At 59.5% G+C, this 15,520-nt stretch carries 12 protein-coding genes; 5 read left to right on the top strand and 7 right to left on the bottom strand.

Features of this window, described 5'->3' with window-relative positions; translation table 11 throughout:
* The first annotated feature begins 54 nt into the window (after nucleotides 1–54).
* Complete coding sequence (locus tag MOP44_RS24310; protein WP_260793012.1) at nucleotides 55–1,416, top strand: aminotransferase family protein; 1,362 nt, start codon at nucleotides 55–57, stop codon at nucleotides 1,414–1,416.
* 403 nt (nucleotides 1,417–1,819) lie between these two features.
* Here MOP44_RS24310 and MOP44_RS24305 read toward each other — a convergent pair whose 3' ends face one another.
* Nucleotides 1,820–3,442: an AsmA family protein gene (locus tag MOP44_RS24305; protein WP_260793010.1), complete on the bottom strand. Its 1,623-nt coding sequence runs from the start codon at nucleotides 3,440–3,442 to the stop codon at nucleotides 1,820–1,822.
* A 291-nt stretch (nucleotides 3,443–3,733) separates the two neighbouring features.
* Here MOP44_RS24305 and MOP44_RS24300 point away from each other — a divergent pair, with 291 nt between their 5' ends.
* The 4 genes from MOP44_RS24300 (at nucleotide 3,734) to MOP44_RS24285 (ending at nucleotide 8,376) form a co-directional block, all read left to right on the top strand.
* Nucleotides 3,734–6,076, top strand: coding sequence for a sigma 54-interacting transcriptional regulator (locus tag MOP44_RS24300; RefSeq protein WP_260793009.1), 2,343 nt, complete (start codon nucleotides 3,734–3,736; stop codon nucleotides 6,074–6,076).
* A gap of 424 nt (nucleotides 6,077–6,500) precedes the next feature.
* The gene (locus MOP44_RS24295; RefSeq protein WP_260793007.1) at nucleotides 6,501–6,728 is read left to right on the top strand and encodes a hypothetical protein; all 228 of its coding nucleotides are present in this window, start codon (nucleotides 6,501–6,503) and stop codon (nucleotides 6,726–6,728) included.
* A gap of 2 nt (nucleotides 6,729–6,730) precedes the next feature.
* Nucleotides 6,731–7,444 (top strand): Crp/Fnr family transcriptional regulator, encoded by a 714-nt coding sequence (locus MOP44_RS24290; RefSeq protein WP_260793005.1) that lies wholly within the window; start codon nucleotides 6,731–6,733, stop codon nucleotides 7,442–7,444.
* 473 nt (nucleotides 7,445–7,917) lie between these two features.
* A complete protein-coding gene (locus MOP44_RS24285; RefSeq protein ID WP_260793003.1) occupies nucleotides 7,918–8,376 on the top strand; it encodes a hypothetical protein in 459 nt (152 codons plus the stop codon).
* An 89-nt stretch (nucleotides 8,377–8,465) separates the two neighbouring features.
* Here MOP44_RS24285 and MOP44_RS24280 read toward each other — a convergent pair whose 3' ends face one another.
* From MOP44_RS24280 to MOP44_RS24255, 6 genes are all read right to left on the bottom strand, one after another.
* Nucleotides 8,466–9,449: a TIGR01777 family oxidoreductase gene (locus MOP44_RS24280; protein WP_260793001.1), complete on the bottom strand. Its 984-nt coding sequence runs from the start codon at nucleotides 9,447–9,449 to the stop codon at nucleotides 8,466–8,468.
* Nucleotides 9,449–10,117, bottom strand: a complete 669-nt coding sequence (locus MOP44_RS24275; protein WP_260793000.1) for a TetR/AcrR family transcriptional regulator — start codon at nucleotides 10,115–10,117, stop codon at nucleotides 9,449–9,451. The genes MOP44_RS24280 and MOP44_RS24275 overlap by 1 nt, the downstream gene beginning before the upstream one ends.
* 5 nt (nucleotides 10,118–10,122) lie before the next feature.
* Nucleotides 10,123–10,500 carry a hypothetical protein gene (locus MOP44_RS24270; RefSeq protein WP_260792998.1) on the bottom strand — a complete coding sequence of 126 codons (378 nt, stop codon included), beginning with the start codon at nucleotides 10,498–10,500 and terminating at the stop codon, nucleotides 10,123–10,125.
* Nucleotides 10,501–10,710: 210 nt separating this feature from the next.
* A complete protein-coding gene (locus tag MOP44_RS24265) occupies nucleotides 10,711–11,262 on the bottom strand; it encodes a hypothetical protein (RefSeq protein WP_260792996.1) in 552 nt (183 codons plus the stop codon).
* A 158-nt stretch (nucleotides 11,263–11,420) separates the two neighbouring features.
* Complete coding sequence (locus MOP44_RS24260) at nucleotides 11,421–14,120, bottom strand: TonB-dependent receptor (protein ID WP_260792995.1); 2,700 nt, start codon at nucleotides 14,118–14,120, stop codon at nucleotides 11,421–11,423.
* 158 nt (nucleotides 14,121–14,278) lie between these two features.
* Nucleotides 14,279–15,376, bottom strand: a complete 1,098-nt coding sequence (locus MOP44_RS24255; RefSeq protein WP_260792993.1) for a lipase family protein — start codon at nucleotides 15,374–15,376, stop codon at nucleotides 14,279–14,281.
* Nucleotides 15,377–15,520 lie beyond the last annotated feature (144 nt).

Raw genomic sequence — 15,520 nt, 5'->3', positions numbered from 1 at the left:
GCGGATTCACTGCCGCAGATGCCGTAGCATTGGGTTAACTATCCGAGGTGCTTTATGAGCCAGCCGGCCTCCTCCTCCATCAGCGCCGAATCCATCTCCGAACTCACGCGCGACACCAACTACGGCACGTGGCGTTTCCAGAAAGGCTGGAAGCCTCTGCACGTGGTCGACGCCGAGGGCTGCTGGTTCACTGACGATGCGGGCAAGCGCTACCTGGACATGTCCTCGCAGCTTATGTGCGTCAACCTCGGGCACAAGAACCCCCGGGTTATCGAATCCATTGCCGAGCAGGCAAGGGAACTGCCCTTCATGGGCCCCGCCTATGCCACCAACGCGCGCGCCCGGCTCAGCGCTAAGCTGCTCGAACTGCTGCCCGCCGGCTTGGAGAAGTTCTTCTTCACCACCAGCGGCACCGACGCCAACGAAGCGGCTTTCAAAATTGCCCGCATGGTTACGGGCAAAAACAAGATCATCTCGCGTTACCGCTCCTACCACGGATCGACCGCCGCTTCCATCGCCGCCACAGGCGATCTACGCCGCTGGGCCATGGAACCGGCAGGCAAGGGCATGGGCTTCGTCTTCGCTCCGGAGACAAACTGCTACAAGTGCCCCATCGGCCATACCTATCCCGGCTGCAACATAGCCTGCGCCGATTACATCGATCACATGATCCGCAACGAAGGTGACGTTGCCGCCGTCCTTGTCGAGCCCATCGTCGGCACCAACGGCGTGCTCATCCCGCCCCCGGAGTATCTGCCCAAGCTGCGCGAGATCTGCGACCGCCACAGCGTACTCCTCATCGCCGACGAGGTGATGACCGGATGGGGCCGCACTGGCAAATGGTTTGCCGTCGATCACTGGAATGTGAAGCCCGACATTCTCACCACAGCCAAAGGAATCACCTCGGCTTATGTACCGCTGGGCCTCTGTGCGACGACAAAGAAGCTCGCCGACTACTTCGAGGATCGTTACTTCTCCCACGGCCACACCTACGAGGCGCACCCCATCACTCTCGGTCCTGCAGTCGCGACAATTGAAGAGATGCAGCGGCTCGCCCTGGTCGAGCGCGCCGCAGAAATGGAGCCGTATCTTCGCGAGAGGCTTGAGGGCCTGAAGACGAAGCACGTCTCTATCGGCGATGTGCACGGCATCGGCCTCTTCTTTGCAGTCGAGCTGGTGAAGAACCGGACCACGAAAGAGCCCTTCAACACCATGCGCGACAAGGTCGAAGGCAAGCCGCTCGTCGTGGATCAGATCGCCGCCAAAATGATGGCGGACGGTGTCGCGCAGCAGTCCTGGGTGAGCCACTTCGTCATCGCCCCGCCCCTCATCGTGACGAAAGAAGAGCTGGACTTCGGCATCGACGCCCTAGACCGCCACCTCGCCATAGCCGACGCCCTGGCCGTCCAAAGCTGATTCTCGAGCGATCGGGTGTCTAGTTCGGCGGACTATTTGTCGATCCAGGTACGGCTCGTCCGGACCTCATCCGATGCCGCAGACCTGTGACCGTCAACACAGCCTGACCGGCAATTCAGGTGCATCATAACCCCGGAGCTGAAGTGTGCGATGCCTCATCCTCTCCCGCTTTGCCTCACCGAAATCTTCAAGGGTGTTAACCAGAAAAATAACAGTTAAATTTGCTTTTATAGACAGCTACAGTCCGATTCAAAACATAAACTCTTGATAAAGAGCGGCTTACGAAGAGGCCGCAAAGTAACCGTTTTCGCCCGTAACCCGAATAAAATACGAAAATAAGGCGAAAACATAGCCCGAGCCTCTCGCTCAAGGCTTATACAACGAGTAAACAGCCGGACCCCGCCTACTTCAGAAATCCCTTTGCGATGCTGCCCACATCCGCCCGGATGCTGGGGCTAGTCGCGGTGCCGGTAATGATGAGCGGAATCCCGCGCGCCGCATTACTCTTGCTCGGGGCTGGCTTCGAACCGCCCTTTCCCAGCAACCCGCCCAGGAAGCCGCTAGCCTGGCTGGCCGCCGTGTTCATCGCCGTATTCGCCAGGTTGCCCACCACATTGTTGTTGTTGAACGTCGCCACCATATGAAAATTGAGCGCGCCCGCAGGAGACACACTTCCCGAGCCAGTCGCCGTGCCGAGCTGCGGCAGGTTGCCGTAGATATTCGAGATCTGCGTGCCGCTCGGATTCGAATCGACACTAGCTTTCACCTGTTGAATCTGCGTCCCACCCGACGTTCCGCCCGCATTCGAGAGGCCCTGAATCTTCGATCCCAGATCGAAACCCGCAAGCGTCGTGTTATCGATCGAAACCGGCCCCGAGATAGTGGCAGCCGACGCCGGCCCGGTCACTGCGATGTTCGCCGTAAGCGTTCCGCCCTTGAGCTGCGAACCCGACGGCACCTGCACCCCGAATGCCGGCAGGAACTTCTGAAGCTGGTCAACCGACAGCCCGGGCGCATTCAGCCGCAGATCGAGAATGGGCGCCTGCGTAGTCGATCGGAACGACCCTGTAAGGTGCGCGGTGGCCGAGCCGAGGTGGAGCGCGATATCGTTTGCTCGCCCTGATCGCGCCCGCAAATCACTGGCGAGGTTGAAGTCGACGTTGACAGGTTCTGGCGCCGGCGACCCCGTCCGCGAAAGCTGGAGCTTGTCAGCTTTAATCTTGCCCGTAGTACTCAGGTTTCGGCCATTCGAGTTAAGCTGCGCATCGATGTCGGCGATGGTCGAGATTCCCTTATCACGCTCCACAATGCCGGCCGCCACCGGATCAAGGTGAGAGACACTCAGGTTGGCTCGGAAAGGCGTCTCAGAGGCATCCGCCTGCGCGAGCGGACCAACGGTACCCGAGAGCTTGAGCTTGCCGCTGCCGGGCAGATTGGCTGAGAGGTCGAAGGGGGAGCTGGAAGCCACGGAGACGTTCTTCGCACTCAGGTCAACCCCGGAGTAAACGAACGGCTTCGCAGTCGCCGGAATCGATGACAGCGTCGCAGTCCCATCATTGATCTTCAGTTTGCTTATGGTAATTCCGGAGACAGGCGAGGAGCCCCCAGGAGGACTCGCCGACTTCGGCGACGAAGCACCGCCAATCGACGAGAAATTCCATTTGCCGGCCTGGTTCTGGATAAGCTGAATCGATGGCTCGTCCAGAGTGATGCCGGTTACGTGAACCTGCCGGCTGAAGATCAGCGCGCCGACTTCAACGCCGATCTTGATGTCCTTGGCCTTCACGAACGGTGACGGACTGAATGCGGGATCGTCAGAGATGGAGATATCGTTCGCCACCAGGCTCCCCGAGAAAAGCGAGAACGACAAATGGCCGAGGGCCACTTTCCGGTTCAGGGCTGCGGAAAGCTTGCTCTCCACCGTGGGGCGGAAGGTCTCGCCATTCACAAATAGCGGGATGAGCAGCAGGAGAAGAACAAACACGGCAGCGACGGCACCGACGATCTTGAGCCAGCGTTTCTTCATGTTGTAGCCTCTTTGCAAATCGTGGCGATCATCCTAGTTCCGGTCCCGGGTCGAAAGGGAACTGGAAATTCTGACTGTCCGGTTGGATTCCGGATTGGCGGCGGAGTTGGCCCGGCGTGCAGGAGTTTATCAGAAGTGAAACGTGAATAAGAGGATATTCGCAAGCCTCTTCGCGTTAGAATCGTTCTGCAGGACCGTGCGGGAGGTCGCGCGGAGTCCAGGCAGTTTGCCAAGTTAGCAGTTTGATCATGGCACGCGCGAAGGCGTAAGGTGCTTTCAGGAAACCCAAGCATGCGGCCGTCAAATTCCCCGGAGCAGGACGCGGCAGCCCAGGCGCGGCACAATCGCGCGGAGTTCGCCCAGATTCTGATTGAGAATCACTTCGCCATCAGTCCCGATGCGATCTTTGTCACCGATGCGCGGGGCCTGATTCGCGAAGCGAATCCGCGTTCCCTCGAGATGTTCGGCTACGAGCGCGGGGAACTGATCGGGATGCCGATCGAGAAGCTAGTGCCGCAGCGATTCCGCGAACGCCACCCAAGTCATCGTGACAATTTCAGCGCACATCCGCGAACCCGCCAGATGGGAGCGGGCCTGAATCTCTTCGCGCAACGCAAAGATGGTAGCGAATTCCCCGTCGATATTATGCTGCGCCCCATTGGCACTGCGGCCGGCCAGGTAGTGCTCAGCTTTGTGCGCGACCAGACCGAACAGCGCGCGGCCCAGGAAGAATTGCGCCGGCAGGACCAGCAGCTGCGGTCGATCATTGAGAGCGTGCACGACTACGCGATCTACATGCTCGATCGCGACGGATACATCGCCACTTGGAATGCGGGCGGCGAGCGCATTCACGGGTACGCCTCAGACGAGATCCTCGGCAAGCACTTCTCGCGGTTCTTCACACAGGCTGACATCGAGCGCGGGCATCCGAACCTGATGCTTGTCCAGGCAGCGGAGCGCGGACGATTTGAGGAAGAGGGCTGGCGGATCCGCAGAGACGGTGAGCGGTTCTGGGCTCACAGTGTTCTGACGGCGATCCACGATGCCAGCGGCGAGTTGACGGGTTTTGCCAAAGTCACAGGCGATCGCACCGACCGCAAGCGCGCCGAAGAAGCGGTGATGCTGCAGTTAAGCGCCGCCCTGCTCGAGAACATGGATATGCGCAAGCTGCTGGAAGCGTTCTCTGCCAGCATCAAGGAGGTCATTCCGCACGATGCAGCAACGCTGGGAATGTACGACGCTGACAGCGCCACCATGAGCGTGCAGTTCCTCGGGCCCAGAGAAGGAGGCGTGCGCAAGGGCGACTCTCGGGTCCCGATAGAAGGGTCTCCGGCCGGCGAAACCTTCCGCACCCGCGAGCCGGTGATCATCCAATCATTCAAGGACTCCCCGTATCGGTCTGAGGGCGTGCGCCACTTGACCAATGTGGGGATGCACTCCGGCTGCTGGGTGCCGCTCGTCCATCGCGGAGAGACAATTGGAGCCCTGGCGGTATCGAGCAGGCTCGAGAACGCGTTCACCATGAAGGACGCGGAGATGCTGAGCGAGTTTGCCGATCAGATGGCGATGGCAGTAAACAACGCCGTCGCATTCAGACAGGTTGCCGAGCTGCGCGATCGCCTGAACCAGGAGAAGCAGTATCTCGAAGAGGAGATCAACCTCGATAACCGGTTTGATGACATAGTCGGTGAGAGCAGCGGCCTCAAGCAGGTGCTGCGGCAGATTGAGACTGTGGCTCCCACGGATGCGACGGTCCTGATCCAGGGCGAGACCGGCACTGGCAAGGAGTTGCTGGCTCGCGCCATTCACAGACTCAGCAACCGCGGCGATCGCACCTTTATCAAGCTCAACTGCGCGGCCATTCCCGCGGGCTTGCTAGAGAGCGAACTCTTCGGCCACGAGAAGGGCGCCTTTACCGGCGCGATTGCGCGCAAGATGGGGCGCCTCGAACTGGCCCACGAGGGCACGCTGTTCCTGGATGAAGTGGGCGAGATGCCCCTGGACCTGCAACCAAAGCTGCTCCGCGCGCTTCAGGAGCGCGAAATCGAACGCATCGGCGGAACCAGGGCGATCTCGGTGAACGTCCGGCTCATCGCCGCCACCAATCGCGACTTGGCGAAAATGGTTCAGGAAAAGACGTTCCGCGCCGACCTCTATTACAGGCTGAAAGTCTTTCCAATCTTCTCGCCGCCACTCCGGGAGAGGCGCACCGATATCCCCATGCTGGTGCGCCATTTCGTGGCGACGCACAGCCGCCGCATGGGCAAACTAATCGAGACCATTCCAGATGCGACCATGGATGCGCTGGTGCACTGGAAATGGCCGGGGAACATTCGCGAGCTCGAGAACATGCTGGAGCGTGCGGTGATCCTGACACGTGGCACGGTCCTCTATGTGCCGCTGGCCGAGTTGGAGAGCCCGGTAGATGAAGACGAAGAGAACGGCGAGGAACAGGAAGCCGGCGAGCCTGCCACCCTGCACGCCGCCGAACGCGAACATATATTAAAGGTGCTGCGCGAGTGCAAAGGACTGATCGGCGGCCCCGAAGGTGCAGCCGCCCGCCTGGGCCTCAAACGAACGACATTGAATTCCAAGCTCAAGAAGCTGGGTATCGAGCGCAAAGAATACTTGTAAAAGCGGGGACAAAGGGACAGAGGTAAAAGGGAAAAAGAAAAACTAGAAGGCCTTCCTCTGACCTGATCCTCAACCCCGCATTTCAACCCTGAGTCTTGCGGGCTTTAACTTGTCCCTCTGTCCCTTCTCCATTTGTCCCTGTTCCTTCATCCAAGTGACGAAATTCGGTCTGGTGACGAAATGTCGTCTTCGTCACTCGTCGTCACTTCGCCCTCGTCACAGCCACTTCCCTTCGTCACCCTGCAGTAAGCCCTTTGAAATCAGCAGACCGGTCCCGCGCTCAACATCTGCACGAGTTTGGCACGCCATCTGCAAATAGGTAGGGCGATGGCGAAGGACGGGCCAGCTTACGTTACGCATTTCGATTCAGGAAAACGACAAGTCGATCGGGTTTACGCTGGTGGGCCGTCTCACAGGTCCATGGGTGGCTGAGCTCGAGCAGGTGTGGAAGGATGTTGAACCTCGACTTGACGAAAAGAAGTTGTCTCTCGATGTGCGTGACCTGACCTACTCAGATGCCGGCGGCAAGAAGGTGCTCCGGGACATGTTTGTAAGAAACAGCGCTGAGTTTGTCACGAGTAACGACTGGTCACATCATCTTGCCGAAGAAATCAAGAACACGAATGTCGCGTATAGGAACGGGAGGGCTTGAACATGCAAACGACCACACAGAATTCCCCACTGAATTGCAGAAACAAGGTTCAGCACACAGGCGATTTCTTCAAGAACTGGTCTAACACAGCACTGGAAGATTGGGCTGCGATGGAACATCCCCACTCCTATGCAGCGAATCACACACTGTTCGCTGAGAAGGAAGAGGGCCGCGGGTTGTATGTGGTGCTCGACGGCGAAATCCGGCTCTCCATCAACTCGAGCGAAGGCCGGCGCCTGAGCCTGCGCATTGCGCGCAAGGGCGACGTGCTCGGATTGTCTTCGATGTTGTCAGGTGCTCCGTATGATGTGACTGCGGAAACACTGTATCCGGCAAAGGTTGCGTTGATCGGACGCCGCGAGTTCATGGGCTTCCTCTCGCGCCACCCCGAGATTTACATGAACGTGACCGAAGAGTTGAGCCGCAATGTTTCGATGGCCTGCCATCAGCTCCGCACGGTCGGTCTGTCGGCTTCGGCGCCGGAGAAGCTTGCTCGCCTCCTGCTCGAATGGAGCGAGAACGATCTGTCAACCAGTTCCTGCGGGCGCGTTCGCTTCTCGCTCACGCATGAAGAGATCGGTGAATTCATCGGCGCATCGCGCGAGACTGTTACGCGCACGCTCAGCACCTTCAAGCATCGCCGCCTGGTCTCGTTCCGCGGATCGATGCTCGAGATCCCCAATCGCACGGCCCTGGCAAGTTACGCAGGCGCATAACAAGCTTCATCGTTCATAGGTTTCAAGCGCGGGCAGGAAGTAAGTCGGGCGAGTGCAGGCGGAAGTATTGAGCAGCAAACCAGCAGCAAATAGCCTGCACTCGTTCCAAATCAACCAACTTTGTTCAACCCATTCATCGCGGTGTGAGTCATCCATGTAGTTCGGGCCAGGTTGTTGGGCCAGCTTGTTCGGGCTAGGTAGTACGGACCATGTAGTTCGGGTCATGCAGTTCGGGCCATGTTTCCGGGCTCTGTTGTAGGTTCCAGGTGGTAGTTGTACCCGTGGTTGCAGTCAATTTTCCTCCGTCAGCAAGAACCTCCAGGCGGCAGGCAGAAATCATCAGAAGCACCTATAGTCTGCCGCACTTTTTCAACCTGCTTTGCTCTCTGCCTTTTGTTGTCCTGCTTTGGTTTGTTCTTCTCCTCTTGACAATCTGCCGACGTTACAATGGGGCCACCTAACCAGGAGGCTCCATGCGTCGCATTCTCCTTGCTCTTCCGCTCTTGTTCTCCGCTCTGCTGACCGGCGGTGCGCTGCACGCCCAGGGTGCGCCGCCGCAAGGCTCCCCAGACCAGCCCTACACCGTCGAGTACTACTACAAGGTGCAGTGGGGCCATCAGCAGGAGTTCCTCGATCTCTTCCTCAAGAATCACTATCCGCTGCTGAAGAAGATGGTCTCCACCGGACGCATGCTCTCGGTGAAGATCGATCAGCCGGCCTATCACACCACTGAAGATGGCCGTTGGGATTATCGCGTGACAATCCGCTTCAAGAACTCGACCGTGGCCACCACGACAAATCCTGACGAAGCGCAGTTCATCAAGGAACTGTGGCCGGACCAGGCGACCTACAAGCGCGAAGAACAGAGGCGTTTCGAGATCCTGCTGGCGCACTGGGATCTGCCAGTGACAGAGATTACGCCCAGGCAGTGAATTGTGATTAGGTGGCCAAGTGTTCAAGTGAAGATCTATCACCCGATCACATGACCACCTGGCTACCAGTCCCCCTGCTCACCTGTCCTTCATCTTCTCTCCCGCCATCGCCGAACGAGATCCTCCGCGGCCCCATGCCAGTAGGGAAACTCGAAATCAAAACCGGCTGCAAGCAGTCGCGCCGGGATCACGCGACGGCTCTTAAGAAGCAGCTCCGTTTCCGTGCGATGAAAGAACGCCGCGATCTCAAGGATCGGCGCGGGTGCCGGAATGCCGTTAGGCATCCCGTAGGCTTCCCGCAGCGCCGCCATGAATTCCCGATTGGGAAGCGGGTGGGGGCTCGCAACGTTGACGATGCCGTCGATGTCATCGCGCGCAATGAGGAATTCAACTGCGCGGGCGAAGTCGACTTCGTGAATCCACGAAACGTATTGCCGACCGTTGCCCTGCGTGCCACCTAAGCTCAAGCGCACAAGATTGAGGTAAATGGAAAAGGGATTGCCGGGCGCGGCACGCATCACGACGGCGCTGCGCAGCGCGATCTTACGGGTTCTGGGAGTCCAGGCAGACAAGAAGGCGCTCTCCCAATCCATCGCGACCTTGATAGAGAAGTTCCACGGATCCGAGTCGTCACTGATCTCCTTCAGCATCTGATGTCCGCCAATCTCGCCCGTGAACTCGTCCATCGGCTTGTCGTATGAATGGCGGTAGATGGTAGCGGTGGAGGCGTTAAGCCAAAGTGCAGGCGGATCAGCGAGCGTGGAGATCACACGGCCAAGCAGGTTCGTGGTATCGATACGTGAGTCGTAGATTGCCTTACGATTTTCGGCAGTGTAGCGGCAATTGACGCTGCGGCCGGCCAGGTTGATGCACACGTCGGCGTGTTCCAGGTGCTCGATCCACTGGCCCTCATGCTCGCCGTCCCAGTGGACCGTGTTGTAAGTGTCGGCGAAGGGGCTGCGCGTGAGCACAACAACGTGATGCCCGCGCTCCTGGAAATGCGATGCGAGAAGGCGGCCCACCTGGCCGCTGCCTCCGGGGATGACAATGCGAAGTGGTCGCGTGTGCAGCATCAGGCCTCTCCGTAGATCACGCGAAGCAGTTCGGCGGCGCGGCGATGCAGCGGCTTCATGATCGGCAGACCTGCCAGTTTGATGAGAATCATGATCAGGCGCAGTGACTGGTCGAACAGCAATCCAGTCCGCGACTGCTTCGGCGAGCGGTCGTAGACCCAGAAGAGAATCAGCCCCATTTGATAAAGCCACAGCAGTCGCGGTAGATAGGGGAGGATCGTGCGCGGCAAATGGACGCGGGAATCATCTACGGCGCGCGCGAACCAGCCGATGTCGGCGTCCCGGATAGCCACCGTCTGCAGGCCGAACGGCGAGAGCGGATGCGTCGGATCGACATGCGCAGAGAGAGTGCGCAGCAGCTCGCGATTCGGCGCAAAAGTGCCGAACTTCAGGCCAATGATGCCGCGCAAGCGCTGCTCGAGTGTTTTTGCCGACGCCAGGATGAGTTCGGCCTGCGGCGCGATCTCCTGCTGTGCCTGGTCATAGAAAGCCAGGACCAACGCGTCCTTCGAGTCGAAATAGTAATAAGCAGCACCCACGGCCATGCCGGCTTCGGCGGCGATGTCGCGCATGGTGGCCGCCTCAAAGCCGCGCTCGCGGAAGACATTGAGCGCGGCCGTGAGAATGCGGGTGCGGGTCTGTTCCGATTTGGTCGGTTGAGTCGTCATGGCGGTCATGAGGAGGCGGTCTGTGTCGTGCGAGTGTCCGGAAGCAAGGCCCGGTGGCGCATCCTGCTCAGCACGTACATGTTGAAGAAGTGCATTGCGCCAAGGATGAGCAGAACCACCCCGATCTTGGTGCTTTCGAGTTCAATGACTTGCCGGATGTTCGAAAGCGGGTCCTGCGTCTTCAGCGCGAGCGCGATGTAACCAATGTTGATCAGATAGAAGCCAACGACGAGCAACTGATTCACGGAGTCGGCAAGCGGTTCGTTCCCGTGGAGTGCGTCGAGCAGGAAGATGCGTCCGCTGCGGTGGAGCGTACGCGCGACCCAGATGGTTAAGCAGATGCTGAGTGCCAGGTAGCTGAGGTAACAGGCGACCACGTACATGGGGTTCTCCTTCGGCATGAAGTTGAACGCGTTCAAAAGCTAAGATGCGCCGAATTGGCCGCAGTGTCAAGAATATTTTGAACGAGTTCAAAATCCGCAAGATAAACGCGTCTGAGTGAGGAACGGATTCTGCGGGCAGAAAGAAGAGGAGGAACTGCGGAATCGTGGCGGTCCGCGGCGGCACTCGGCCGCCGGGCGGAAGGAAGAGAGCTATGGCCGCGGCGGCTGTATCGGGTAGCCCGCCATGTACATCCGGCGCCGGCGGGAGTGCCGAATCTCGCGGACGATGACAACGATGATGAGGGTGAGCACGAACAGCGGGGTCCAGAAGAGCCACGCGGGCTGAACCACGCGGTCGCCTCCGTTGGTGACGTTCTCCCCGGCGCGGAAGTCGGCGAACATGCACACGATGTCCCTGCCGACCGTGACATTGTCGCCGAGGCGCACACCGCCGAAAAACTTCACAAGATTCTGGCCGATGCTGGAGCCGTCCGTGGCGGTCACATTGCCGAAGAAGTTGACGACATCGTGATTGGCCTGGCCATCAATATGAACGCTGCCGAAGAAAACAACGATGTCGCCGCTGACTGTGCCGCGGTTCTCGACATTGCAGAAGAAGCAGACGGCGTCGTGGATCGTCTCGCCCGGCGCGACATGGATGTTGCTGCCAAACTGCACCCGGTCGTTGTTGGCGAAGGCCGCGGGCGAGGATGCTCCGATTGCGACAGCGAGCAGTATTGGAACGAGCAAACGTAGGCGCATTCAGCCTCCTTGCTCCTGATACGTCAAAATGGCGGCGTTGGTTCCCGAAATTCCGCAGCAGGAGTGGCGGAGACAGTGTAACAACCGCGGCAGCAGGGACAGCGAACCCCTGCGCAGATCACCTGCGCAGGGGTTCGCTGATGGGCCGAAGCGCCTTTCTAGAATTCAAAGCGCATGCCGACCTGTATCCGGCGTGGCGGGGCGACGGAGGTAACTTCACCGAAGCCTGGCGAAGACGCCACCGTGTTTACCCACGAAGGATTCTGGTGGTTGAGCACGTTGAACGCTCCAGCCGAAAGCCCGACCCGCGGGGCGTCGTCGCTCTTGTCCGCAGTGATAGGGAAATCGTGACCCCAGCGCAAGTCCAGGTCCACATAGCTAGGGAGCTGCTCGCTGTTGCGCGCCACCCCGTCGGGGCGTGCATTGTAAAGCGAGTCGCCGTAGGGATCGGTGCCCGTCGTGACGGTATAGGGCCGACCCGTATTGGCGAAGATGCCGGTGGCCAGGTTGAAGACGCTGTCCGGATGGAACATGGCATACATGCCGATGCGATGGCGGCGGTCCCAGCTCGCGTCCGACCAGTTGTCGTTCGGCGCGTACTGGTTCTGCGGATAGAATCCGATGCCGTCGGTGTTCGATGAGTAGTGCGACCACGTGTAGCGGCCCCAGCCAGTGAACCACTTGTTCAGCCGGCCGCGATAGGAGACATCAAGCCCCGAACCCGTGACGAAGCCCGCCGGCTGCATCTGGCGGAATCGGCCGTAATTCGGATCCGGCCGCTCGGTGTAGCCGGAGGCAGGCGTGGGCGCGTTGACATCCAGCGAGCGGAACGCGCCTATCTCGCGCATGGAGTAAGTGCTGATGGTGCCGGTGGCCTTTTCCCCAAGCTGCCGCTCAATCGAGAGACCGTAGTTGTACTGGTAGGGGATGCGAGCGTGCGGCTGCAACTCTGTACGTGCCACCGGCAGTCCGGGTACGTTGACGCAGTTGCCGATGGGCATGCAGCCGGTGGGCGGCTGCATAGCTGGATCGAGCGAGGTGACCACAGAGTGACGTCGCGGCTTAACACCTTCGTACCGGACCAGATCGAGCAGCGGCCCTGAGCCAAAGCGATCGTAGTAGATGCCGCCGCCTCCGCGCAGCACGGTCTTCGACTGCGCATCAAGCACATAGGCGAACGATACGCGCGGCGAGAAGCCAAGCCGCTTCTCGGCCAGGAAATTCTGCCAGTCGTAGCGCAGCCCGGGCGTGATGGAGAGCCGCGACGAGACCTTGATCTGATCCTGGATGAACGCGCCCATCTCCTGCTGGTGATAGATGAAGTGCACCTGCCCGGATGCCAGCGAATAAGCGGACGGGCGGTTGTTCTCGTAGTTATAGAGCGCACTCGTCAGTACTGTTACGCCATCGGGCGCGAGAATGGGCGAGAACGTGTAGGAGCCGAGTTCGTTGGTGTTGTCATCATAGGCGCGGCGGCTGAAGTGTGGAACGCTGGCGCCCAACTTCACGAAGTGCCGGCCGCGGTTCCACTGCACTACGTCGAAGAGCCGAAAATTGTACTCGGTGGAGAGCGCGTTAGCCTGCGCCGAGCCGCTTGTGAAATAGCCCTGCACATAAACCCGCGGTGCATTGTTTACGTTCTGGTTATGGCTGAAGGCGTGCTCACCCACAACAGAAACTTGGTTCAGCAGTTCGGACGAGAGCGTCGAGTCGACGTGGAACATCAGGTCATCTTCGTGGTAGCGGTTGTTGTACCCAGCTTCCCCAAGAGTCAGCCCGCCGACGCCTTGGTTCTTCCCATTCCAGTCTTCGTAGCTGTACTGCGCGTAGGCGGAGTGGCGATCCGTGAACTGGTGGGCGGCCCGGGCGCTGAACTCCGTATCGCGTGTGGGGGACGAAATGTTGGCCGCGAGCGAGCCGTCAGGGTTGTCGGGAGTGGGTACGCCGATGGCCCTTACAACAGAGTAGACATCCTCCTCCGCACGGTTGAAGGACGCGAGGAAGCTGCTCTTTGGGGCAAAGAAGATCGGCCCGGTGGCACTGCCTTCGTAGATGCGCCGCTGCTCCGGCGGTTTGGATGGAGCCAGCGCGTTCTGCGCGTTCAGCGCGGCATCGCGGAAGAGGAAGTTGAACTGGCCGTGGTAAGCGTCGGCCGCAGACTTGGTGATGATCTCCATTTGGCCGCGACCAGGCCGGTAATACTGCGCGGAGTAGGGGTCCTGATTGATGCGGACCTCCTGTACGGCCGACGGGGAGACTGTGGCGCGATTGGCCTCAACGCCATCCACAATCAGACCCGAGCCGCCCGTGGCCGTTGCAGAATCGTCCAGAAACGCGCTCATTGCGCCCTGCAGGTCGTTGTCGAAAATTGGAAGCTGCTTGATGTCTGCCGCAGTCATCACAGATGCGTCGTGATTCTCATCGCCGGCGGTAAGGTCCTCGTCGCTGTCCGCATTCACCCGCACGTTGGTCGAGAGCGCAGCGATGGGTAGCACGATTTTAAGCGGCGCGGCATTAAGTCGAACCGGCGCGGCAGCGGATGCGACGGCTGCCGGCGTCGCGACGACGACCGGAGTCTTCACCGTATCAAAGCCGGGCTCAGACACGACGAGAGTAAAGCTGCCCGCGTGCGGTGCGCGAATCTGGAAGCTCCCGTCCCCAGAGGAGTGGAAGCTGCCGGCCACGCTGCCGTTGGTCTCCACCAGGTCGATCTGGGCATTGGGGACGATGGCGCCCGAGGGGTCTGCGACAACACCGGTGATAGGCGCCGGGGCGGCAGGTGCAGGTGCCGCAGAGGAATTAAGTGCCGCGGCGAACGAGGGCCCGAGGATGAGTGCCAGGGCAAGAGAGCGAAGCATTACCAGCTCCAGACGAGAGGTTCAAAAGAACATGACAGCAATGTAAAGGTTATCAATTGGCAGGTTACGCCGGATGTTAAGTTTTGCAAACGCGCCACTGCGCGCATCCCGTCAAAACGGATGCGCGCAGCTGTGCCCAGATCGGGACTTTAGACTTGCTAGAAGCCAGAGCGGTTTCGGGGATGACCAGCAAAGGTCCTGATCCCGGGGAATCCACTCAGTCCAGGGTTCGGCAGTCCGGCGAGCGGCTTGGCGGTGGAAGCCCGTACGGCTGCGCGCTCAATTGGTTTTGGCCGCGGCAGATGCGCGGTGGGCTCGAATGCCGCCGCCGCCAGGATGTTTATCCTTTGCTTCAGGAGTGGCGCGCCCAACAACCCGAGGTATACGTTTGTACCATGCTGATATGCGACTTCTGCCAGGTAGTCACTGTTCAACTCGATCAGGCTCCCGGTGAGCGGATTGCCGTTCGCATTTGGCTGCAGATAGTAGGAGCCGTAGTACACCTCGCTGGCGACCAAAGCAGTCTCGAGCCCCACCACCGCATCCCAAATCCAAGAAGGAGTGGTGATCCCGATGCTGTCATAGAGGGAGAGCAGATCGAGCAGCCGATCCCACGCGTGAGGAACCGCGTCCAGAGTGTTCCAGTAGCGGTAGCTCTTCGGAAAACGCGCATTGAAACCAATGGCAAACGCTTCGTTTCCAGCGCTCGGCGCCGCGAAGGTGTAGACCTCCGTGTTGGGATCAGGTTGCGAGCCGTCAGGTCCACGAAGAGACGAGATCCATGAGGCCAGCACAGATACCAGATTGCCTCCCAGGCTGTGTCCGGTCAGAGCCAGAACAGCGTCCTTGGGCACGCTCTCTGTGAGAAACTGGCCGAGCGTTTGGCCGTTCCACGAGGCAAGGGTGAGTTGCGTCGCCTGCACCCAAGAGCCGTAGGAGAGCATGGCCTGAGGTTGGGTGGGGAAATATGGCCAGGGGTTTTGCCACGTCACGTAGAGGTTGTAGAACCAGTTGTAGAGCGTGTCCCAGCTGAAGCTGGTTTCGCTGCCACGCACTACCAACGCATACTTCCCCGTCGATGCGCTTACTGCAACGTACGCCAGATTCCCATAGGAGTCGTCGACAGGTCCCCAAACAACCGACCAGTCGCCCTGGGTTGCGTAGTCGGTGTTCTTGAGCTGCCCTGGAATATCGCTCGAATAGGCGATTCCGGCAAGCGTCATCATTATGGCAGAGTCCGGCCAGGCGTTAGCCATTGCATTCTCCATTCGGATGCTCAATGCTGAGTCATGCAGTAATAGTCTGTGAGTGAATAACGGTCGGATCCGGGGAGAACGGAATCATAACACCGCGTAGCAGTGTGGACAAATAAATTCATCTATGGCCTCTGACTAACGTCT

Origin of the sequence: Occallatibacter riparius, from assembly GCF_025264625.1 — a bacterium.
GTDB classification, from domain to species: Bacteria; Acidobacteriota; Terriglobia; order Terriglobales; family Acidobacteriaceae; genus Telmatobacter; species Telmatobacter riparius.
Note: the sequence above shows the minus strand (reverse complement) of the source record. Positions and strands in the feature narration are given on the sequence as shown.